The organism is Paenibacillus amylolyticus (assembly GCF_003719335.1).
GTDB lineage: Bacteria > Bacillota > Bacilli > Paenibacillales > Paenibacillaceae > Paenibacillus > Paenibacillus amylolyticus_D.
The window spans coordinates 150,062-172,894 of the sequence record NZ_RIAS01000010.1 but is presented as its reverse complement, the minus strand read 5'-3'; the positions used below and the strand labels follow the sequence as shown (position 1 = coordinate 172,894).

Below are 22,833 nucleotides of genomic sequence, written 5' to 3'. Positions count from 1 at the left end.
TTAATGTTACCAAGTTTTATACCCAAAGTTTGTAAATAGTATATCATGGGTCCAGAAATTAATCTCTAATGTTTTAATGACTTCCTATATGATGTATACAGAAACATTTGTATTCTTTCTTGCCACAAAAAAGACCAGCAGTCTGATGACTGCCAGTCTTTCGACTATACCCTTTATTAGACTCTATGAAACAGGAATGACAATTTTTTGTCCAACTTTCAGGTTATACACATTGGTGATTTTGTTTGTTTTGACAAGGACACGCCAGTCCACACCATGTTTTAAACCGATGCGATACAGGTTGTCCCCTTTTTGCACCACATATACGACTTTATGGTTTGTAGCTGGTTTCTCCGGCTGTGGTTTTGGTGCTGGTGTAGGTTTTGGCGCCGGTGCCGGCGCTGGTGTTGGTTCTGGTTTAGGTGTCGGAGCCGGGCTTGGTTCAGGTTTTGGTGTCGCTGCTGCCTCACCTGTCAGTTTCAATCCGTACTCTGCGAACCCATCTTTATTGGTACCAATAAAGGACATGGCCGGATTCGCTTCTACCAGATCCTTCGCATCTGGGGAAGAAGCAAATACCACCTCAAGGTCATTCAGTGTTGCTGCTGTTACACCAGCAGAAGGTTTAATTGGTGCCAGTGACCAGTTGCCATCCGCTGTCGGGTTAATCGTTTTGTTCTCACGGATATAGTCGATAATCACTTGACGGTTCTCATCCGGTGCAGCCAGAACGATACGTTTACCATCCGGGTTAGCCAATTTGGATGAAGAAGCACGATAGTTATTCGTTGCTACGATGAATTTTTGTGCTGGATCTACTGGCTTGCCTTCGAAGCTCAAGTTTTTAATCCGGCTGGCCGATGTATTAACAACTGTCGCTTTGCTATCGTACTTGGCTGGTTGTGTAACATCAATCTGGTAGGTTACACCATCAATAACATCAAAATTATACGTTGGGAAATCCATATTGATTAATTGCTGCTGGCCGCCTTTGGCTGGATCAATCTGGTTAAATTGGCCTGCTGACCATTCTAACCACTCTTTCAATTCAGCACCATTAACCATTACAGCATGTACCGTGTTTGGATACACATAAAGGTCTGCCACGTTTTTGATGGCAATTGTGCCTTTAGGAATGTTAGTGTAGTACGACGCACCGGAACGTCCACCTGCTTTGAAAGGTGCACCCGCAGACAAGACTGGAACGTTCTCATAGTCGGTGCCTTGCAGTTTCTTTTCCACGTACCATTTCTGTGCATTGGTTACGATCTGAATGGATGGGTCATCCTGCACCAGAGCGAAGAAGCTGTTGATTGGTGCTGTCGTTTCGCCAACCGGACCACGTACATATTCCAGTGTGCCCTCGTGTTCATCATGAACCGCATCTACAATCGCCTGATCCGCATCTACCAACGGTTTTTTGTTCGCTGTATCGTAGATGGGACGTGCTTCTGTTTTGGAATCAACCACTTTCCATTTGCCATCCACTTGCTCCAGATCCAAATCAATGATTCCGAGGTGATCACCCCAGAAGCCAGGCTCTACAGCAGGAACACCATTGATTGTACCCTTTTCCAGATCGACTCCTTTTTTACCTTTGAAATCAGCACTAGGGAATACTTTATGGGCATGTCCAAACAAAATGGCGTTAATGCCTTCCACCTGGCTCAGATACAGAACGGAGTTCTCCATCAGGTCGGTTTGGGGAATATCTTCAAATCCGGAGTGAGGAATCGCTACGATAATGTCCGCACCTTCGGCTTTCATCTTCGGAATGAATTTTTTTGCCGTAGCAATGATATCCTTGGCAATAACCTTACCTTCAAGGTTGGCACTGTCCCATTGCATAATTTGCGGCGGCACAAAGCCGATCACACCCACTTTAATGGTATGCTCCTTGCCATTTTCATCCGTTACTTTTTTGTCCAAAATTTTATAAGGAGTGAAGTAGTTTTTGTCGTTTGTTTCATCCTTGTCACCATCGTCTACATAGACATTGGCATTGATGTAAGGGAAGTTTGCTCCCTCCAATGTCATGTCGAGGAAATCGAGACCATAGTTAAATTCATGGTTACCGATGTTGCCTGCATCATAATCGAGCAGATTCATCGCTTTATATACAGGGTGAGTCTCACCCTTTTTCAGAGGATCAATCTTCGCAACATAGTCTCCCATCGGGTTACCCTGGATCAAGTCACCATTGTCGAACAACAGGCTGTTCTTCGCTTCCTCACGGGCTTTCTTGATCAGCGTAGCCGTTTTGGCCAGTCCGTATTGATCCGTCGCTTTGTCTGAATAATAGTCATAGTTGATCAGGTTGTCATGAATGTCCGTTGTTTCCATGATCCGCAATTTGACTTTGGCCGCATCGGCAGCCGATACAGGTACTGGAAATACCGCAAGCACGTTAAATGCAACGAAAGCGGCAGTCAGGCTTGATAACAACTTCTTACTTTTCTTCAAAAATAACCCCTCCCGGTTTATGTACATTAAATCATGCCATACCGCAAACACAGGCACAGAAAATAATAGATTTCATGGGTTGTGCGTACTGATGATCCAATGAGCATTCATCGGTGTCTTCAGGTAAGTTTATCTCACATGAACATCTATTCATATCTGTGCGTGTATTTACATATCAAATCATAACGTAATGTTAAAACAATGAAAAGCATTAATTTTTACGTTATCCGCACATAACTAGTCTAATCTACGTTTTCATGCGTGATTTCGACATATTTTGCAGTATAAAAGGAAGGGTTTAGGATATAATCACTCAAATTCACGTATGTTACATCACTGTTACATCGAGCTCATATCATGCCTTTTGGAATCTAATAAAAAACCGCGAAGCCTTAGAACAGGCATTCACGGTTGAACGTCCTCTATATTTTCGTCGTCTGACAACGAGGATTCGCTAAAATGATGTTGTGATTGGCGTTACCTTGAAACTACGCCTGAATTTATTGCTCCCACACATGATGCTCATGGTCTTTCCCTGTATATTCTATGCGAGCGGGGGTAATATCCAAGATTACATAGTTGGGATCATTAGGTCCATCGAACCATGCTTTCAACTCATCATTCCACACTTGCTCACGCAAGGATTCATTTTTAGTGACCTCACATGTTCCCTCGATCTCCAACACTTCCTTGGTGCCTCCGGCCTCGTAACCAAGCAGCAAACTAACATTGGGGTTGTTCTCCAGTTCCTCTACTTTGTGCGTCTGACGGTTGGTTGCCAGATGAATATTCAGCCCATCATTGAAAATAGCCATATAACGGGACTTCGGCTTGCCATTCTCTACGGTGGAGAAACTGCAATACGGGTTGTTTTCCAAAGCCTTCACAATGTTTTGTTCCAATTCGTTCTGGTTCATGGGGGTTGCTCCTTTCGGGATGGGGGAGTATTTGAGGAATCGTGCTGAAGCGTTACGAGTACGGATCGTTCTTTTGATCGCTGTTATCCCCGGATTTATTATTGGATTTTTCTAATGGTAAATAATCCGGTGATAAAGGCGAACGCTTCGCTTCTTCAGAATCGATTCCGTTCTCTCCGCTACGCACAATTCCTCAAAATTAGAGTTAGAATTTAAAATTCAAAACAACGAGCGGTTAACTTACTTCTTCAGGATCGATTTCGTCCCTTTCACTACTGCTGCAATTCTTCCATCGGTAGAAGCGGTTCAAAGCCCAAAAGATTTTAAAAATCCTGCTTGGATTAATTGTAAAAGTCTTTATCTTTACATTGGACAAAGACACCGTAATGTAAGCCATACAGATATGTTTCAAGAACCATTCCTTGTAACAAAAGCCTGTACTTATAGTGTACCCGCCTCACCCTTGATGAATCCCTAAACCAGAACGTAAGCGTGACAATTTTGGAAATGTTACTTATGTTATTTAATTAAGATCCCCGAGGTATATGCGCTGCTCTCCCTTTTTCAACAGCAATTCACCGATGGTTTTGGGATACAGACGGATGTTGCGCAGTTCCTCAAGCGTAATCCATTCTACAGCAACCTGATGATCATCCGGGTTAGAGCCTTCAAAGACTAAAGCTTTTGGATCAACAAGACTGCACTCAAAATAAAACTCCACCTGGTGGATATCTGCATCCCACTCAGCAAACTCATGATTGGCACCGATGTATTCCCGGATATGTAATAACTCACCTACCTGCACCGCCTGCCCAATCTCCTCCAGACACTCCCGTGCTACCGCATCTTTCAGTTCCTCACCCTTCTCCTGCCCACCGCCTGGAAAAACATAAGCATCACCATACTGATCTTGTAGACGAATCAGTAACAACCTTCCGTCCTGAACAATGATCGCTTTGGCCGAATTCCGTATGGGTTTCATGATATACACCTCTCCATTTTCCATCTTTATCTCGCTTGATAAGCGGTCAATGCAACACCCTCAGCTTCCAGCATGAGACGAATTTCTTGAGCAAACGTCAGAGCATGTGTGCCGTCACCATGGATGCAAACTGTATCTGCCATAATAGGAACTGCGGTTCCGTCCGTAGATACGACCACTCCGTCTTTAACCATCCGAATCACCTGGGCCAGTGCTTCATCGGACCGTTCTATAAGTGCACCTTCGTGACTGCGAGGCGTTAATCTGCCATCTGAAGTATACGTCCGATCTGCAAATACTTCATTCACGCCTCGCACACCAATTCGATTTGCTGCCACAATTAACTCACTGCCTGCCAAACCATATAAATACAGCTCAGGCTGCACTCGATAAACCGCTTCGGCTATGGCCTCAGCGAGCTTCGAATCTGTCGCCGCCATATTATAAAGTGCTCCATGTGGTTTCACATGATGCAGACGACCTCCGCTGGCACAGACACAAGCATGCAAAGCCCCAATCTGATACACCACCATATCATAGGCTTCCCGAGGAGTAATCTCCATATTTCTTCGTCCGAATCCTTGCAAATCAGGCAACCCGGGATGCGCGCCAATAGCTACCTGATGCACGATTGCACGTTCTACCGTCAGCCGCATGACGGAGGGATCACCCGCATGGAATCCGCAGGCAATATTCGCCGAAGTGATCAGTGGCAACATGGCTTCATCGGAACTTATCATCGTCTGATAAGCACCATAACTTTCACCAAGATCACAATTGATATCTAGTGAATATGAAACGCTCATGATATCACCTCCGTTTCTGCCATTCTCCTGCGAATCAGTTGATCCAGCAGTCGTAAATTCCGCTCTCGTTTTATGTAGAGATCACGTGCTTCTTCATGCGTAATCTCTGCAAAAGAAACGCGACTTCCAGGCCTGGCCTGAGCCAGAATGGGCAAATCAACCGCAGCTACCTGTGCAATCACAGGATATCCTCCAATGGTCTGGTGATCCGCCATCAATACGATAGGTTGCCCATCCGCAGGTACCTGCACCGTGCCTAAGGTGACCGCCTCGGATAAACGATGCAATGGCCGAACCAGTTTCAGCCGTGAACCCTGCATCCGATATCCCATACGATCAGATTGGGGAGAGATCACATAATCTTCAGTATAAAATCGTTTCAGGCTCTCTGCGCTGAATTCCGCATGGTCTTGACCTTGCATCACTCGAATGACAGATTTACCGTAATAGTTGGGTCTTTCCCGCTCCGATAATAGCCATGCCGGAGCGACCATGGATTTGTTTTCACCTAATTGCCCTTCCATACCACACATCCATTGTCGAACCTTGTCTTGGATGTCCGCCGTATCCAGTACATCCGCCGCACGCAGCGCCCTCCCATGAAAACCACCAAACCCGCTCTTAACATCCGTACTGCGGCTGCCCATCACTTCTGGTACATCGATCCCTCCAGCAAACGCCAAATATGCACGCAGGCCATGAAGGCATGCGCCAAATTTCAATACACTGCCAGCCCGCAACAGTACGGGTCGCCACAAAGGTACAGGCTGTCGATCTACCGTGGCACTGAGATCTGCACCGCATAGCGAAATCAGTTGATTGGTTTGCACTTGCAGTTCCAGCCCGGACATCGTAATCTCAAGTACTGCATCGTGCCGAGAGTTACCGACAAGTACATTGGCTGCTCGGGCCGCGAACATGTCCATTGAACCGCCTACCGGCACACCATAACGGCGATACCCGAATCTACCTTCATCCTGGACGGTTGTTAACAAGCCAGGACGAATGATCTGTATACTCATCCCTTCCCCTCCTTCCGCGCCAGTTGCAAGTATTCTTGCATTGTAATGGGCTTGAAGCGAACAAAGTTCCCCGCTTCAAGCAAACTTGGAGGATTCATTCCCGGACGGAAAAGACAGATGGGTGTCCGTCCTATACATTGCCACCCACCCGGTGTCGTTATCGGATAAATCCCCGTCTGAGAACCACCTATGCCCACCGTTCCTGCCTCTACTTGAAGCCTCGGCGTTGCTCTCCTTGGCGTGGCTATTTGTTCAGGCAGCCCTCCCAAATAAGGGAAGCCGGGGGCAAATCCAATCATATGTACGAGGTAATCAACGGATGAATGGATCATAATGACTTCCTCTATTGTCAGGCCATGTTCGTTAGCCACATATTCCAAATCCGGCCCGAACTCTCCGCCGTAACATACCGGAATAGTCACAATTCTAGGGGGAGTCCCCATCTCAATGGACTCCGAAGCATTAGATTCGCTCCATTGATTTGATGGGTTCAGTTCATTTGGTTTCATATCTAGTTCATTCAGCTCGTTTGGCTGCAACTTTTCATTGAGTTGTCGCAAATGTTGTAGCAGAATCCTACTTGTTTCCTCATAAGACGATATCCAAGGATCGTAAAACAACGTAACAGACAAATAAGAAGGTACCCACTCCACCACAGCTGTCACAGATTCCTTTTCCAAGAGAGCACATACTGACATCACTCTCTGATGCACCACCTCAGACAGCTCATCGCCGCAGCGAATTATAATTCCACGCTCTCCTAGTGGAGATAACATGTCCGCTGTCCAGTTATAGGAGATTGTGTTCATGGCCTTCCCTCACTCCAGATGCGTGCTGCAATTGTACAATTCACACTGCCATGCCTGATCCTGATGAACCATTCGTGTAATTGATGTGTTCCCCAGCTTTACGCTGATATCCAGTTCCGGTACTAGTGCCCGCATTGTATTACGAAGCACAGCCCCATGACTCACCACGATGACTCGTCCATTCGGATGTTGCTGAAGAATATCTTCTAGTGCCGCTTTCCCTCGGGAAGCCCCTGCGTCCGAGTGTTCTTTTCCCAAATCGAGTGAACTCCAATCTGCTCCCCATTTCGCGACACGTTCCTCTTCTGTTGTGCCCTCCACCTGACCTCCGCCCATTTCGCGTAATCTCGGGTCGAGATGGATCTCCTGAATCCCAAGCCGATCTGCGATAACACGAGCCGTTTCACTTGCCCGCACCAAGTCACTGGCATAGATGGCATCCCAGGATTCCTCCGCCAGCCTCGCCGCCAGCAAAGCCGCCTGTTCTCTGCCCTCCTGATCGAGCGGGTTGTCCGTCTGTCCCTGCGACCGCTTTTCTTTATTCCACGCCGTACTGCCGTGACGTATCAACGCAATTTGTGTCATCGTGCTCGTTCCCTCTTTTCTCTAAAGCTCATTTTAGCTCGTCCTCTGTAAAATGTTTTCTGGTCTTTGGTTTCAAAAACTTGCCTTCGTTATAAGTATTTGACCCGTTTCTGGGGATAGAAAGACTATCCCACGATGTTTCTTTTAACATTTTGGCCGTGTGAACAATCTGTCCCACATGATATGGATAATGCGCCAACTGCCGCATAATCGCCTCCATAATGGTATGACCCTCATTCCGAATATATATGATCTGAGACATGTGATCCGGAGTAAACGAACGCAGCGCTCCCAGCAGACAGTCCCAGCCCTCTTCCCATTTAGCAAGCAGCTCTTCCCTGGTATGAAAATCACCCACGAATTCGGCATCACGCTCACGCCATGGTTTCTCACCATCCGTTGTCAGCACATCCGTCCAGCGGGATCGCATATTGCCCCACAAATGCTTTACAATGACTGCAATGCTGTTGGTGTCTTCGTTCCATGTCTGGAACAATTGGTCCGTCTCCAATTGCTCCATTGCGCGTTCACCAAGCTGCTTATAGTAAAGGAACTGTTTCTCTGCCGTTTCCAAAAAAGCCTTATTCATGTCCATCCGTCTTACCCCCATTTCAAAAAGTTATGCCGGGAAAGAAAACGTGCCGTCTTCATTCGGTTCAAAGTTCAGGACCTTACTTACAGCATCCAGATTTAACTCTCCATAGATGTGCGGAAATAACTCGTTCAATTCATATAAATCTTCATAGACCAGCTCCGCCTTCAACGTCCTCTCTTCGATCCCGAGCAGCAACAGGTCGGTACGTCCTGCATAATACTGTCCAGCTACCCACGGAATCTGCTCTGCGGTAGAGCAGTGAATAAAGCCATCCGTTTCTAAACTCTCTGGTGCATATGTGTCTCCTTTGGATACTTCCTCCCACACTGAACGGGAAATAATGCTGTAGATCATAGAGTCTTCCTCCTTGGTCGTCACTGTAAGACAGCTCGTATTAAACAACTATTATAGATCATCCCGGATGCGGGCGTACAATTTCTGGTCGGTAAACACACCTTTAATTTTCAACTGTTTGCGTAGCACCCCTTCCTGCACCATGCCCAGCTTTTCCATCACACGCGCAGAGCCGATGTTGCCCGCATTACATTTTCCTTCCAGCCGGTTGCAGTCCAGCTGCTCGAAGCAGTAATCAACGATAGGTTGCATGGCTTCCGCGGCAAGCCCCTTGCCCCAATAGGCGCTACCAATGGCGTACCCCAGTTCCCCACTCTGCATGAATTCATCCAGATGGAAAATGCCGCCTCTTCCAATCAGCGTGCCCGTTTCTTTCAGCACAAAAGCCCAGAGATATACCGTTTTCTGCTCATAGTTTCGCAGCACGCGCTCCAGATAACCGATGGAGTCATCCTTGCTCTGGTGGCACTGCCACAAGCTTTGCTTACTAACTTTCGGGTCAGACGCAAACGCATAATACTCATCGAGATCGTCCATCGTAAGACGTCTGAGGTACAACCGTTCGGTTTCAAACTCAGGGGATGCTGCAAAAAGTTTATCGATATTCATTCCACGTACCTCCTATCTATGAATTGATGCGATAGCGCATTAGTCGAGTCAGGATAAATCGGTCTATAAGATAAACACATAAAATGCCAATTAGGTATCGGATGAGATCAATGACTAGAAATCCACGGCCCAAAATGAGCGCGCCCCATAAGGTAGAACGTAGTTCATTCAACCAAGGTACCTGAATCATCTGAGAGAATTCAACGCCCCAACTGAACATAACACTGATCCAGACTGCCCTGGCTCGGCTCAAGTGGATGAATACCATACGTACGCCAAAATAGATCATGCCAGCCCATAGCGCATCTCCAAAATGCTCGTACACCCAGTACGGCAAAACCGCTCCATATGTTCTGGAAGCTAGTCCTGCTGCCATCGTGATGATCACGGCGATGAAGTAGACCCATCTGTTCTTAATGAACAGCCCGTGCTGATGCTTCACAGCCGTCCGTCCAGAACCTTTAAGATGAATTCCGTTTTGGCAGTGGTATAGGATTCTCTGTCGTCTTTATTCTCATCTGCAAGCTTGATTTTCAGTTCGGCGTAGTCCTTCACCAAATCCGGTCGAGATCTCAGTACATCACGAAACCAGATCTGCCGCTCCCAACGTTCCTCACCTGGACGCATAAGATGCAGATGTACAGCTCGTTTCCCATCTTTAACTTTGACCCAGAACCGTCTGTATTCCCGGCCATCCAGCTCAGGGGGGACATAATTCCAGCCTAGAGGGTTCAACTGCACAGCAATTTGCCCCATATCATCCCAGGACTGCACTTCCCCCATCAGATCAATAATTGGCTTGGCAGACAAACCAGGTATGGATGTGCTCCCAATATGTTCGAATGTAAGTATATCCAGGTGTTTCAAAAGTTCTCTTAACTGCGCAATTTCTTCCTCAGCCTGCTTACTCCAAGCGGAGTTAGCTTCTACAACTTCTACAGGTTCCGTGGCCCATGCAGGCCAATTCTCCGGGTTCATGGGATCGTTCATTTCCATAATCACTCCTTGAAGCTGGATTCTATGTTCAAAAAAGGAGACGCATAAGTACGCCTCCCTCATAGTATACATGGATTCAATTCGATCTGATCAACACTTATATGGAAAAAGGGAACATTATTTTACCGTCACAGGTATCGTCACTTTTTTATTGCCCCACTTCGCGGTGATGCTTGTTTTACCTTTGGCTACAGCAACGATTCTGCCATTCGTTACGGTGGCGACATTCGGCTTGGAACTGCTCCACACCGCGCCTCCCGTCACCATCAACGTTTTCCCTGTATCATACTGAGCCATTACCCCTAGCGCCCAGCTGGACTGCGGAGACAAAACCAAACTTTTCTGACCCATAATCAGCTTCTGGAGCGTAGGCACCACGTTGACTACAGCAGTGACAGTCTGACCCTGATACGTACCAGTCAAGGTGGCTTGTCCTTCACTCAGCCCTTTGACCGTACCATTTTTCACTGCAGCCACGCCAGGATTGGATGACGTCCATATCACCGATCTGGAAAGGTTGACTGTTTTGCCACTGGAGTACGCCCCCATCACCTTAAGTGGGGTAGATTTTTTGATCGTTAACTGGATTGTTGCAGGCTTAACCTCTATCTTGCTAATGATGTCTGTCACCGTTATCGGCACTTTAACGAGAGTTGACCCGTACTTCCCTTGCAATATCACTTTGCCAGGAGTAACGCCTTTGATCTTTCCGTTTTCAATCACAGCCAGGTTACTGGACACCGTCCATACAATATCGGATGTGACCTCCTCTTCCTTGCCATTAGCACGCGTAATGCTGACTTTCGGGAGCGTGCCTTCGTTTCCTTTTACAAACGTATACGCATTAGGTGAAGCCTTGATGCTTTTGATTTTATCCTGCACCTGAACAACCACCTGTGCTTTAACCCCGCTCACTTGAGCAACAATCGTAGCTTCGCCTGCAGCGATCGCTTTGACTTTACCTTTTGTGATTGTCACCACAGCAGTATTGCTAGTGGACCAGGTTACTCCGCCGGTAACATCCTGTTTATGATCCGCGCCTTCCACCGTCGCGAGCACCTGATAGGATGTAGTCTCTCCCACATTCATCTTCCGCGGACTGCTGCCTGGAATCTCAATGGAGATGACATCACCTGCTGCCGCCCAAACTGATGCAGGTACAACAACCGTGAGTGCAATAATCAGAGCAAGCATACCCCGTAACGACCATTTGATTCTATTCTTGTCCATGTCCAGCCTCATTCTCCCATCATGCAACCGTTTAATTTCTTCTTTCGCCTAATATTTTACTGTCTATTATACTTTATATCGGACATTGGATGGTTAAAGTTAAATGACAAGTACAAGGATAGGTAGAACCATTTTATGATTTTCATTGTATAATATATATAAGCGACGAAATACTGTTCTAATAAAGCTGACCAAGTGAGGTGAGGCATGTATGATCGAAAAGAATCTGCTGGACGTGGTCGCTGTCACCAATAATCGCAAACGCATGAGAACCATTTCCACTTCAACATCCACGAAGGTACGCTCAGAAGATGAGATGGTCTTACTGATGAGAACGGCCCGCAATCGTTTTGAAAAGGCATTGCAATCCGGAAAAATCGAAATTATTAACGAGCTTGAATGGAAGCTGCGTTAAGAATACAGGTGAATCATGGATCGTATAAAAACACCAGAAATTCAGAAAAAAATTCAATGGGCTAAAGAAAAGCTTATTGAACTTGCAGGCGATGTATCCAGAAGAGAACTTAAAGAATTCTATGTCATGGGGATCATAACTCCTATACTTGATGAACTAGATGCAGATCCAGCAATCATTGTTGGTGGACATGCCGTTGAACTATATACATCTGGAAGCTATAAGACAGCTGATGTTGATCTTGTAATGATCCGAGATGATTTAGCACGAGCCCTATTTGATGAACTAGGTTTCGTCCGAGAAGGAAGGCATTACTATGTATCTGAGATGGATATACCAATTGAAATCCCTTCGGATACACTTGAGGGTTCGAAAGAAAAAATAATCAAATTAAACACACCAGAAGGTTATTGTTATGTGATTGGAATAGATGATCTGATCCTAGATCGATTAAGAGCAGCCGAGTTCTGGTCTGATGCCCGTAGCCTGGAATGGGCTCGTTACCTCATGTATAGCCAATTCGATAACATTGACCTGACATATATAAGGAATACGGTAAACATAGAAAATATCAAATTGGCATCCCGGTTTGAAAAAGAATATCAATGGGTTATTGACCATATGTTTGAATAAAGAGGAACCCGATGCGGGCTCCTCTTTATTTGCTCCTTTCATTTCATTAAGTTGAAACCACTGTATTTCTTCTATTTACCCTGCTCATGCTCTGGCAAAATCAGGCGTTCGGCCCCTGCCATATATGGACGCAAAGCTGCCGGAATATAAATGCTGCCATCTGCCTGCTGATGGTTCTCCAGTAACGGGATCAAAATACGCGGCGAAGCTACGGCTGTATTGTTGAGCGTGTGGCAGTAGACCAACTTGTCGTCTTCATCACGGCAGCGAATGTTCGAACGGCGAGCCTGAAAATCATGCAAATTCGACGACGAATGAGTTTCGCCATATGCTTCGCGGCTTGGCATCCATGTTTCGATGTCATACTGTTTGTACGTTTTCTGCGACATATCACCCGTACATACCGCCACTACACGATAAGGCAATTCAAGCTGTTGCAGCAATTCCTCCGCATGTCCCGTAATTTCCTGCAGCATCCGTTCCGATTCAGCCGCATCCGGCGCACACAGGATGACCTGCTCTACTTTGGCAAATTGATGTACACGGTACAAGCCTCGTACATCCCGTCCTCCCGAGCCTACTTCACTGCGGAAACACGTCGATACTGCGGCCAGCTTCACGGGTTCTTTCACATCAATTACTTCATCTGCGTAATACGAAACCAGCGGTACTTCCGATGTGCCAACCAGCCATTTGTTCTCTCCTTGCAACTCATACACCTGATCCCGGCCTGTCGGGAAAAATCCGGTGTTCACCAAAGTACCCTCCCTGACCATGAGCGGAACCTCCAGCGGGGTGAATCCCTGCTTCAGCAACAGGTCCAGTGCAAGTTGCTGTACCGCCCGGTGTAACAGCAAACCTGCTCCCTTCAATACATAGCTTCGCGTTCCACCGATTTTCACGCCGCGTGGAATGTCGATCAGTTCGTGCATCTCCCCCAGCTCGACATGATCTCTGAACTGGTAGTCAAACACAGGTAGCTCCCCAACTCGCCTTAGCTCTACATTATCTTCATCCGACAAGCCCACAGGTGTATCTGGCGACACAATATTGGGTACCAGCCATTGTAGTCTGGTCACTTCCTCCTGCACTGATGCCAGCTTTGCTTCCTCTTGCTCCAGCTGTTCATTCAATTGTTTTACCTGTGCCCGCATCTTCTCTGCTTGCTCACGCTCACCCGACTGCATTAGCTTCCCGATCTCAGCCGACAGCGTATTGCGCAGACGACGCGCTTCTTCCGTTTGTTGCAAAAGCAATTTACGCTCGTCATCCCGCTGTAGTAACACAGCAATATCAACCTTAATCTTCTTCCCGTCTGCCGCCGCCTGTACCTCTTCTGCATGTGCCCGAACCCACTTCATGTCTAACATGGTCACCGTCTCCTTTGGCTAAAAAAATACAAAGAGCGCCCTCATCCCTTGGGACGAGGAGCGCTCTGCTCGCGGTGCCACCCAACTTGCCGAATCGGTTCAAATCTCCTGATTCAGCCTCTTGGTCCGCGATAACGGGCGGTTCCGGTTAACTTGGGAAAGTTTTAATTCGCTCCCTGGCGAAAACGCCTCCGAGTTGGATTCTCTTCAACGGCATGATCCGATCTGTAATTGTGTTTCTCAGTATATACGAAGACGGAACAACATTGCAACTGCTAGATGCCCAATTTTAATAAAAAATGAAGCTTCCTTTTTTATCACGTTTGTCCAAACTCTAAGCCGTTACAGTTCCCTCTTACGTATCTTTCCAAAGCTGGATCAAGTAAAATTGAAATAACTTCTAAGACAACAAGGAGTGATTGCATGTTTTACTTCATCATCTTTCTGCTCATTAGCATATTCGGGTTCGTCTTTGGAACCAGGGCCCTGCTCATACCGAATTCTTGGCCATTCAATCGTAATAAAGGCGATTTACTTCAATCGGACATCGTCAGTATTAAATTTAGAGGTGTTCTCCTTCTTGCGATTAGCATCGTGATGGCTTTAGCCTCGATTAAACAATTAGTCGAGTAATCATTTATCAAGATTTACAGTGTCTCAGTAAACAGAACGCACTATGGTAAAATCAGTATATTGAAGGGAGGGGTTGCTTCATGAATATGGAACCCAACCAACTGAATACACCCCAAGGCGAAGCCGCCAAACAAAGAGCAGATGAACTTGCCCGCCAAGCTCAGCGAGGCACATGGTTGAGTGGAGTTTTCACCACGATCATTATTGCTGCTGTGATTATTGGTATTTTATTTTGGATCGCTTACGGTAGAACTTCTTAAATCATAGGATTGCCCAGGAAATACTTTTGTCATAATGGACTGCGATACGATGATTTAAACCGACACAACGGCTGCTGGTCCCTTGAACAACTTGCCAAATACATAACGCACTAGCGGCCCTAATACAATCAACTGATACGGCAATGCCAGACCGAAGTTACGTACAATCGTATGAAGATAAGCGTTGATTACGGAATCTCCTTCTAGCTGACCTGCAGTATAGGCAGTAATGATGCCATATAAAGACATAAGCAAAACCATGCCGATCACCATGAAAAAGGACATCGTAACTACACCTTTGATTTTACTCGACCTCGCAAATGAGAAGGAAAATGTAATTTTTCTCGCTATCGGCCCCACGATAAACGATTCCACAAAAAAGGCAATAACAAAACAAAGCACAAATTGGAGAAATAGCTGCATGACGGACATCTGACCTAGCATGCCTGTATGCCATAGATTGAAGGTCATCATTACTACGACCATTCCTGTACACATCATAAGTCCAAAAACAACTTGTTCTTTCTTGCTAACTGGCAATATACTCATCCTTTCTGTAACTTGGATCATTATAGACAATCGGGCTCCCCTCACATAAGTGAACATTTTGTGAAAACTTTTTTAGTCCAACTCATGTAGACACAATCCTGTCCCTGGCCTATAATTACATCTAGTAATGCCCGTAACTTCATAGTTTCCCAGGGGAGTCGGAATTGGCCGGCTGAGAGTGTATCCCATCAAGATACTAACCCTTAGACCTGATCTGGATCATGCCAGCGTAGGAATCGGAGTATATTGGAACGGCACAGCTATAAGCTGAATGCCACTCTCTCACGCCTGCACGCGTCCCGGATTACGGGGCGCTTTTTTTGTTTTCTTTTGACAAGCAGAAACAGAAAAATGACGTTATTCGGATAACCCGCGAGTATAAATCTGTCGATTTATGCAAAAGGATTGGATATGAAGCAAGGAGTACCCCGTGCCATCCGGCCGGACATAACGAAGGAGAGAATCACGATGAATTGGCGTAAAACGATGGGAATGTTGCTCATGTGTGTGCTACTAGTTACCGTGGCTGCATGTGGTGGCAAAGAAGCCGCTCCAGCAGAGCAGCAAGGTGCGACTGGTTCGGCGCAAACCAATGAGGAGAGCAGCACTGCACTGAAAGATGTGAAGGTTGTGCTCGACTGGACTCCAAATACGAATCATACCGGTCTGTATGCAGCGGTGGACCAAGGTTTTTATAAAGCAGCAGGTTTAAATGTGGAGATTGTACAGCCAGGAGCCGGTGGTGCAGATACGATGGTTGCCTCGGGTGAGGTACCGTTTGGCGTCAGTTATCAGGAAAGTGTCACTCAGGCACGTACGCAGGACGTTCCACTTGTGTCGATTGCCGCAGTTATTCAGCATAATACTTCTGGTTTTGCCGCTCCAGTAGATCGCAAGATCAAATCACCTAAAGACTTTGAAGGTAAAACTTATGGCGGCTGGGGTTCCCCGGTAGAAGAAGCGGTGATGCAATCCATTATGGAGGGCGAAGGTGCTGACGTATCCAAAGTCAAAAAGATTAACATGGGCGATGCCGACTTCTTCACAGCTGTGAAACGGGACATCGACTTTGCCTGGATTTTCTATGCCTGGACGGGAATTGAGGCGGAATTACGCGGAGAACCGATTGACATGTTATATGTAAAAGATTATGCCAAAGCGCTGGACTATTACACCCCTGTACTTGTGACCAATGAACAGACGATTCAGAAAGACCCTGAACTGGTGAAAGCTTTCCTAAAGGCCACTTCTGAAGGATATCAATATGCGATAGATCACCCTGAAGAAGCAGCGAACATTTTGCTCAAAGCTGTTCCCGATCTGGACAAAGAATTAGTAATCGCAAGCCAAAAGTGGCTCAGCCCGAAATACAAAGATGATGCACCACGCTGGGGTGAACAAAAGGAAGAGGTATGGAAGAACTACACCGACTGGATGTTCAGCAAGAAACTGCTGGATAAAGAGATCGATGTAACGAAAGCCTACACCAACGAATTTTTACCTCAGTAATATTAAATCTAAATGTAACCATGAAATTTGTTATTTACACGTTTTGAAAGAAGAGGGCAGGAAAACATTGGAGCGAAGCAATCACTCATAAGGTTTTCAATGGAAAGCTACCCCAGAAGCACGCTTTCTCCTGAATTTTCTTCCCACAATTCAATGGATAAGTTAACTTTTTGTACACAAGAATCGGAGAGGGCAGAACCCCTCTACAGAAGCGAAGCAGTCGCCCGCATCCCCGAATTTACTCGTCTTGATAATTAAACTATTTATTTACACAAAAACGGAGGGGACAGAAAAAACCTGAAAAAGCGGAGCTAAAAGCTTTCTGAAAGAAAGCTAGCATCGGAAGCATACGCTTCGCCTTTATCACCGGATCTTCCCCTTTGAAAAAGGGAATCAAAAAAATCTGGGGATAACAGCGATTGAAAGGTTATTCTGTCATCGAAGTGTCCGTGTAAACATTGAAAAATTTTTATAAGATGGACTTAAAAATTCGGGGATAACAGCGATCTAAAGAGGGGACTGCAATCAAAGTGGTAACGTGTGCAATGGCGTATCAACTTATCCACCCACACCCGAAAGGAGCATGGATCTCTCATGGCAAGTACATTACTCAGCATACAGGTTATTCCCAAAACACCACACGGCGAGAGCTCCTATCCTTACGTAGACCGCGCCATTGAAGTCATTCAGCAATCCGGCCTAAAATATCAGGTTAACGCACTGGATACCACCATGGAAGGCGAACTGGATGAACTGCTGGAGGTTGTCCGCAAAATGCACGAGGTGCTTGTAGAAGCAGGCAGTCCAAGCATCATCTCCCAAATCAAAATCGCACATAGCCCGGACGGATTCAGCATGGATACACTAACGGAGAAATATCGCTAATGTCTACCTATTTCAAAAGTGTATGGCCGCCCCTCGTGGCGGTTATTCTCTTTATTGCGATTTGGCAAGGGGCCGTCTCCCTATTCCACATTGAGAAATGGATGTTGCCTGCGCCGTCCGATATTGCTCGCGAAGCAGCTTCCCAGGCTGACCGTTTGGGTATGCACGCCTCTGCAACGATTCAGCTGACCCTCATTGGATTTGTTGCCGGGACAGCGGTCGGTCTGTTCATTGCGATGGTACTGCATCTGATCCCTTTTCTCAAATCGGCCTTGTATCCACTGCTTATTCTTAGTCAAAATATCCCGACCATCGCACTCGCACCACTCCTGCTGATCTGGTTCGGCTTTGGCCTGCTGCCCAAATTGATTACCATCGTTCTTGTCTGCTTCTTCCCGGTAGCGGTCGCTGCCATGGATGGTCTAACACGCACGGATGCGGCGATGATGAACTATATGCGCATGGCAGGTGCGAATCGCCGTCATATCTTTTGGAAACTGGAGCTTCCACATGCCCTGCCATCCATATTTTCCGGTATCAAAATTGCCGCCACCTACAGTGTCATGGGTGCTATCATTGCGGAATGGATTGGTGCCGACAAAGGCATCGGCTATTATATGATGCTACAGAAATCAGCTTACCGTACGGATCGCCTTTTTGTCGCCATCATGATCATCGTGGCGCTCAGCCTGCTGCTTTTCCTGCTCATTGCGCTATTAGAGAAGCTTCTCATTCGCTGGCGCCCACAGAAGCGTTAGTTCTGCATATCAGAGGTTAACGTAATATGTACATTAGGATGTGATTCCCTATGAAAAGATACCCGAAGGAACTGGAGCAATCCGCACAAGCTAAAAGCACACCATTCGGAGATGCCAACGCAGCTTCCGTATCTGCTCAGGCTTCCATAGCGGGATCTGCACCGCCCGCAGTATCTTCTTCCGTTTCCACATTGACGGACAGTGAAACGATCGATTCGCCTTTACGTCTGACTCACACTAAAACGAATGGTCCGGATTCCATCTCGGTTCCACCTGCACTAGACATCGTTAACGTGCATATGTCCTTCAAGGAAAGAAGGCGGAAACTTCCTGTGTTGAACGGCTTATCCCTTACGGTGCAAAAAGGGGAGTTTGTTGCCATCGTCGGCCCTTCCGGCTGCGGCAAAAGCACCCTGTTCCACATCATCGGCGGTTTGCTCCGTCCTCAGAATGGCGAAGTGATTATGAACGGCAAGCAGGTTACGGGACAACGCGGACATATCAGCTACATGCCGCAACAACCTGCCCTTTTCCCATGGCGAACCATTGAAGACAATGTGCTGCTCGCAGGCGAGATCGCTTCTGCTACAGCGCATACCGCCCCCGTTGCTCCACGTGCCGAAGCGCTCGCCGAGGCAAGGCAGTGGCTGGGCAGCGTTGGCCTTGCAGGCTTCGAGCGGGCATACCCTCATCAGCTCTCAGGTGGAATGCAACAGCGCGTTGCTTTCCTGCGTGCATTGCTCAGCCCGCAGGAACTGATGTTACTTGATGAGCCATTTAGCGCGCTTGATGCTCTGACGCGGAGCGACATGCAGCGCTGGCTGCTGGATATCTGGGAACAGAATCGCCGCTCTGTGCTGTTCATCACCCATAATATCGAGGAAGCACTGTCGCTGGCGGACCGGGTCTATGTGTTATCCAATCGACCGGCGGCTGTGCTGCACGAGGTTCATGTTCCTTTTGATCGCCCAAGACGAGATGAAATAACAGAAGAGCCTGCCTTTCTCGAACGCAAACGGCAAATTGCCCAGTGGATGAAAGAAGAACAGCAGAAAACCCGCCTATCTTGATAGTGCGGGTTTTTTAGTTATATTTTTCCTGATATGGGTGATCCAACACCATGAACTCGGCGTTATATATATATGAATACCTACGATATAAGGAGGCTCTCCCCCATGCATTCTCCAACGTTTGCACCGTTAATCGATGCCCACATTCATTTTGATAAATACACACCGGAGGAACAGGAGAAGATGTTGCTAAGCTTACCGTCGCATCAGGTCGAAGCGGTCATTACAGTTTCCATGAACCTGGCTTCTGCTCAGGCCAATCTGGAACTTGCTAAAAAGCATGCGCGTTACATCTACCCGGCGTTTGGCTATCATCCCGAACAGCAGCTCCCCTCCCTCAACGAGCAGGAAAAGTTCTTTCTTTGGATTGAAGAACACATTGGACATGCTATTGCCATCGGTGAGATAGGCTTGCCTTATTACAGCCGTGAAGAAGCAGGGCATGCAGGCCTTAGCTTTGACCAAAGCGGATATATTGATCTGCTGGAGCAGTTCATCATACTCGCCAAAAAACACCATAAACCCATCATCCTGCATGCTGTGTATGAGGATGCCGATATAGCCTGCGAACTGCTGGAGAAACATCAGTTTACACGCGCCCATTTCCACTGGTTCAAAGGATCAAAGCAGACCATTCGGCGTATGGCAAACAACGGGTATTACATCTCCTTCACACCCGATATTCTATACGAGACGGAGATCCGTGAGCTTGCAAGGCAATATCCGGCAGAGCAAGTGATGGCCGAGACCGATGGACCTTGGCCCTTCGAAGGGCCGTTTCAAGGCAAGATGACACATCCGGCTATGACACGTCAGGTGATTCAGGCCTGGAGTGAGATTACCGGTATGGGAATCGAGCGAGCTGCACGTCTTTTTTACCGAAACACCAAGCGCTTTTATCGCCTGCCGGAGTAAGAGAAGAAGAAACATGATATTTTATAGATCTTCGTATGCAATTATTAAACCTCATTGCAAGCATAACCCACTGTGTAGGTCATCACCTTCCATAGTGGGTTTATTTTTTACATTAGCTTCGTTTGAAAATAAGATCAAAATTGTGCAAGAAATCAGCATTTTTTATACCATATATGCTTTAATTTGCACTGTTAAACCAAGTGAAAGGAGCAATTCATACTAGTTTTTAAAATATATTCAAATCTTTTTCGTTCATTTTCTACAAATTTCGTCAAAGATTCTTTGATCATACTGACAAAAAAATTGAACATATAGGTATTTTTTCTCTTTTTCTACACCGTGTATTGATAAATTTTGGATTTTAACCTATATTCTACTTTGTAAATACAACACATTCAACAGGAGGAAAAACTTATGGCTTTTTATCGCAATAAATTGTTTTGCTCTTTTTTAGTATTTTTGTTTGTATTATCTCCAATTATCTCTGTCTCACCAGTAAACGCTGCTACTGTTCAAGAGATTGATTTGAGATCAGAAGGGTATCCTGGTAATTATAAAGAAAACTCAAGAAGTAGTGATAAATTTGTTACTTTATCTCCAACAGTTACGAGTTATAGGCTCCATTTTAATAGAATTGCTTTAGCTAACGGAGATCGAGTATCCGTATCTTCTTCTTACAGTAAGACAACTCAAGAAGCTGGTACTATCTACTACTCTGCTGGCGGAGGATACACCACTGATGTTTGGACACCTTGGATAACGGGACCAGCTTACGTAAACCTCATTGTAAACAATGATGGTCAAACAAGCACCGGTTATCTTATTGACAAAATTGAGTTCAATGGGTCATCATCACCACTCACTAATTCAAGTGCATTTTTCCCTAACTCATTCACTTCTGTGAGTAATATTTCCGTTTACCAGTCACCTTCGGTCTCTACGTATGGGTATTCTTCCTATGTCTCAACAGCATTAAACCAGCTGAAAAATATATCAAATGCAAACATTGGTTTCACTAACTCATCATCTACTGCAGCCCAAGTCAGGATTTCTGCAAACAATAGCCGTGATATAGATTACTTTGCAATTGTGCAAGCATACGATTCAAGTGGAAAACCCATAGATGAATTGGGGACAAAAACTTGGAGCTACGCAACAATGGTTCTTAATCATGGCGTCATGACAGCTTGGGGATTTAATGCAAATAACAAACAAGGAACGGTAACTCACGAAACAGGGCATCTTGTTTCTATGAAGCACCAGGAAAACTATGATGTAAATTCCATCATGCAAAAAGGGAAGAAGAATATTACATCATTCACTCCACTCGATATTGCCAATATTCAATACAGATGGTAAGGAGGAATTAAATATGAATATTAATAAAAGTATAAAGATAACTATTCTTTTCACGTTGGTTGCTTTTACAGTTGTGGCTTATACGCTTTATGCTCCAGAAAATAGTGAGGCAGCTACAGCTGTTCAAAGTGAGAAAAAGGTTTATTCAGCTCATGCAGACTACCCTGTTGTCAATAACGTGAATGAGCTCGAAGAACATGCAGATCTTATTGTTTCTGGAAAGTACACTGGTAACCGAAACGAATACTTCCAAACTGACGATCAAGGTGAAGTCGTTGTTAAGGCGAGCAAATCAGAATTTCAAATCGAGCAAGTTTACAAGGGAAAACAACCAGAGAGTGTCATCACCGTAGTGGAGCCTGCTTATGAAGATGAAGAGGCTGTATACACAATCGAAGGATATAACTTAATGAACAATCTTGATAACTATGTTCTTTTCCTAGCTGCTACTGATACTGGAACTTATCGGATCGTAGGAATGTATCAAGGTCAGTATCAAATTGATACCAATTCTAGTGTACAGAGCCTTGCTAGAAACAGTATTGAAACAGTTCATTTTGAAGATGAACAAATAGATCATTACTCTTCCTTAAAAAAACAAGTATTTGAATTTTTAATAGAGGAGAATAATCAATCTACTAGTGCTCAATAATTTTCATTAATAACATAGGTAAACAGAAGCTCTCTGTTTAAAATATTGAAGGGTGAGTTTCAAGTACTTGCCATAGAGAGAACAAAAAAACAGCGAACACTGGTAATCCTGATGTTCGCTGTTTTTTTAATTATTTCGTGATCGTTCGAATCGTAGATCCTTGCTTGCGCACCCATATAACCAACAGGAATCTCCTCAGAAGAATTTTTTCTAGCAATTGTGGTGTAAGCATAATATGGGGCAGATGAAGAGTCGCTAGACTGAGAATAGTTCTTGTTTGTCTGAGTTGGCCGCACTTGCGTAGGGTAAGTTTAATGAACCAACTAAACAAACTGTTAGGAGCACCCTAGAAAATCCGACGAATAAATTTTTCAGAAGATTCTCTCCATTCAAAAGTAAGATACTAGTAGGATCGTTACGATGTATACAAATAAGTATGAAGTATGTCTATTACGCA

Annotated in this window: 25 protein-coding genes and 1 riboswitch; of the genes, 10 read left to right on the top strand and 15 right to left on the bottom strand. The window is 45.7% G+C overall.

All coding sequences use genetic code 11. The features are described from left to right. Positions 1–183: 183 nt before the first annotated feature. From EC604_RS18495 to EC604_RS18435, 13 genes are all read right to left on the bottom strand, one after another. Positions 184–2,490, bottom strand: coding sequence for a bifunctional 2',3'-cyclic-nucleotide 2'-phosphodiesterase/3'-nucleotidase (locus tag EC604_RS18495; protein ID WP_430538805.1), 2,307 nt, complete (start codon positions 2,488–2,490; stop codon positions 184–186). A gap of 473 nt (positions 2,491–2,963) precedes the next feature. Further along, positions 2,964–3,380 carry a pyridoxamine 5'-phosphate oxidase family protein gene (locus EC604_RS18490; protein ID WP_123065556.1) on the bottom strand — a complete coding sequence of 139 codons (417 nt, stop codon included), beginning with the start codon at positions 3,378–3,380 and terminating at the stop codon, positions 2,964–2,966. A 523-nt stretch (positions 3,381–3,903) separates the two neighbouring features. Then, the gene (locus EC604_RS18485; protein WP_123065555.1) at positions 3,904–4,362 is read right to left on the bottom strand and encodes an NUDIX domain-containing protein; all 459 of its coding nucleotides are present in this window, start codon (positions 4,360–4,362) and stop codon (positions 3,904–3,906) included. Between the two features lie 26 nt (positions 4,363–4,388). Next, positions 4,389–5,168, bottom strand: a complete 780-nt coding sequence (locus tag EC604_RS18480) for a LamB/YcsF family protein (protein ID WP_123065554.1) — start codon at positions 5,166–5,168, stop codon at positions 4,389–4,391. After that, positions 5,165–6,190 (bottom strand): biotin-dependent carboxyltransferase family protein, encoded by a 1,026-nt coding sequence (locus EC604_RS18475; protein WP_123065553.1) that lies wholly within the window; start codon positions 6,188–6,190, stop codon positions 5,165–5,167. The genes EC604_RS18480 and EC604_RS18475 overlap by 4 nt, the downstream gene beginning before the upstream one ends. Beyond that, positions 6,187–6,999 (bottom strand): 5-oxoprolinase subunit PxpB, encoded by an 813-nt coding sequence (gene pxpB, locus EC604_RS18470; RefSeq protein WP_240037010.1) that lies wholly within the window; start codon positions 6,997–6,999, stop codon positions 6,187–6,189. Before pxpB ends, EC604_RS18475 begins: the two co-directional genes overlap by 4 nt. Positions 7,000–7,008: 9 nt before the next feature. After that, the gene (locus EC604_RS18465) at positions 7,009–7,584 is read right to left on the bottom strand and encodes a histidine phosphatase family protein (protein ID WP_123065552.1); all 576 of its coding nucleotides are present in this window, start codon (positions 7,582–7,584) and stop codon (positions 7,009–7,011) included. A gap of 28 nt (positions 7,585–7,612) precedes the next feature. Further along, complete coding sequence (locus EC604_RS18460; RefSeq protein ID WP_123065551.1) at positions 7,613–8,179, bottom strand: DUF1572 family protein; 567 nt, start codon at positions 8,177–8,179, stop codon at positions 7,613–7,615. A gap of 24 nt (positions 8,180–8,203) precedes the next feature. Further along, complete coding sequence (locus tag EC604_RS18455) at positions 8,204–8,533, bottom strand: DUF952 domain-containing protein (protein ID WP_123065550.1); 330 nt, start codon at positions 8,531–8,533, stop codon at positions 8,204–8,206. A 51-nt stretch (positions 8,534–8,584) separates the two neighbouring features. Then, entirely contained in the window at positions 8,585–9,142 is a 558-nt protein-coding gene (locus tag EC604_RS18450; RefSeq protein WP_123065549.1) for a GNAT family N-acetyltransferase, read from the bottom strand. Positions 9,143–9,158: 16 nt separating this feature from the next. Continuing rightward, positions 9,159–9,584, bottom strand: a complete 426-nt coding sequence (locus EC604_RS18445) for a DUF2809 domain-containing protein (protein WP_240037008.1) — start codon at positions 9,582–9,584, stop codon at positions 9,159–9,161. After that, positions 9,581–10,132: a GrpB family protein gene (locus EC604_RS18440; protein WP_123065548.1), complete on the bottom strand. Its 552-nt coding sequence runs from the start codon at positions 10,130–10,132 to the stop codon at positions 9,581–9,583. Before EC604_RS18440 ends, EC604_RS18445 begins: the two co-directional genes overlap by 4 nt. A 123-nt stretch (positions 10,133–10,255) precedes the next feature. Next, positions 10,256–11,368: an Ig-like domain-containing protein gene (locus tag EC604_RS18435; protein ID WP_123065547.1), complete on the bottom strand. Its 1,113-nt coding sequence runs from the start codon at positions 11,366–11,368 to the stop codon at positions 10,256–10,258. Between the two features lie 211 nt (positions 11,369–11,579). Between EC604_RS18435 and EC604_RS18430 the strand changes: the two genes are divergently transcribed. Next, the gene (locus EC604_RS18430) at positions 11,580–11,783 is read left to right on the top strand and encodes a hypothetical protein (RefSeq protein ID WP_123065546.1); all 204 of its coding nucleotides are present in this window, start codon (positions 11,580–11,582) and stop codon (positions 11,781–11,783) included. Positions 11,784–11,798: 15 nt separating this feature from the next. Further along, positions 11,799–12,416, top strand: coding sequence for a UbiD family decarboxylase (locus EC604_RS18425; protein WP_123065545.1), 618 nt, complete (start codon positions 11,799–11,801; stop codon positions 12,414–12,416). 71 nt (positions 12,417–12,487) lie between these two features. On the opposite strand, the gene serS is transcribed toward EC604_RS18425, so the two are convergent. Further along, positions 12,488–13,786 (bottom strand): serine--tRNA ligase, encoded by a 1,299-nt coding sequence (gene serS / locus EC604_RS18420; RefSeq protein ID WP_123065544.1) that lies wholly within the window; start codon positions 13,784–13,786, stop codon positions 12,488–12,490. 713 nt (positions 13,787–14,499) lie between these two features. Between serS and EC604_RS18410 the strand changes: the two genes are divergently transcribed. After that, complete coding sequence (locus tag EC604_RS18410; protein ID WP_123065542.1) at positions 14,500–14,679, top strand: hypothetical protein; 180 nt, start codon at positions 14,500–14,502, stop codon at positions 14,677–14,679. 54 nt (positions 14,680–14,733) lie between these two features. Here the strand turns inward: EC604_RS18410 and EC604_RS18405 are convergent, their stop codons facing one another. After that, positions 14,734–15,228, bottom strand: a complete 495-nt coding sequence (locus EC604_RS18405) for a hypothetical protein (protein WP_240037006.1) — start codon at positions 15,226–15,228, stop codon at positions 14,734–14,736. 141 nt (positions 15,229–15,369) lie between these two features. Beyond that, positions 15,370–15,482, top strand: a riboswitch (TPP riboswitch). 214 nt (positions 15,483–15,696) lie between these two features. Between EC604_RS18405 and EC604_RS18400 the strand changes: the two genes are divergently transcribed. The 7 genes from EC604_RS18400 to EC604_RS18370 all read left to right on the top strand — a co-directional run bounded on the left by EC604_RS18400 (position 15,697) and on the right by EC604_RS18370 (position 22,376). Next, positions 15,697–16,737, top strand: a complete 1,041-nt coding sequence (locus EC604_RS18400; RefSeq protein ID WP_123065541.1) for an ABC transporter substrate-binding protein — start codon at positions 15,697–15,699, stop codon at positions 16,735–16,737. Between the two features lie 594 nt (positions 16,738–17,331). Further along, a complete protein-coding gene (locus EC604_RS18395; protein WP_123065540.1) occupies positions 17,332–17,622 on the top strand; it encodes an MTH1187 family thiamine-binding protein in 291 nt (96 codons plus the stop codon). Beyond that, complete coding sequence (locus tag EC604_RS18390) at positions 17,622–18,380, top strand: ABC transporter permease (RefSeq protein ID WP_123065539.1); 759 nt, start codon at positions 17,622–17,624, stop codon at positions 18,378–18,380. The genes EC604_RS18395 and EC604_RS18390 overlap by 1 nt, the downstream gene beginning before the upstream one ends. A gap of 299 nt (positions 18,381–18,679) precedes the next feature. Then, complete coding sequence (locus EC604_RS18385) at positions 18,680–19,450, top strand: ABC transporter ATP-binding protein (protein WP_123065642.1); 771 nt, start codon at positions 18,680–18,682, stop codon at positions 19,448–19,450. Between the two features lie 105 nt (positions 19,451–19,555). Then, complete coding sequence (locus EC604_RS18380) at positions 19,556–20,365, top strand: TatD family hydrolase (RefSeq protein ID WP_123065538.1); 810 nt, start codon at positions 19,556–19,558, stop codon at positions 20,363–20,365. A gap of 414 nt (positions 20,366–20,779) precedes the next feature. Further along, positions 20,780–21,724 (top strand): hypothetical protein, encoded by a 945-nt coding sequence (locus EC604_RS18375; protein ID WP_123065537.1) that lies wholly within the window; start codon positions 20,780–20,782, stop codon positions 21,722–21,724. 13 nt (positions 21,725–21,737) lie between these two features. Beyond that, positions 21,738–22,376, top strand: a complete 639-nt coding sequence (locus tag EC604_RS18370) for a hypothetical protein (RefSeq protein ID WP_123065536.1) — start codon at positions 21,738–21,740, stop codon at positions 22,374–22,376. Positions 22,377–22,833: the final 457 nt, after the last annotated feature.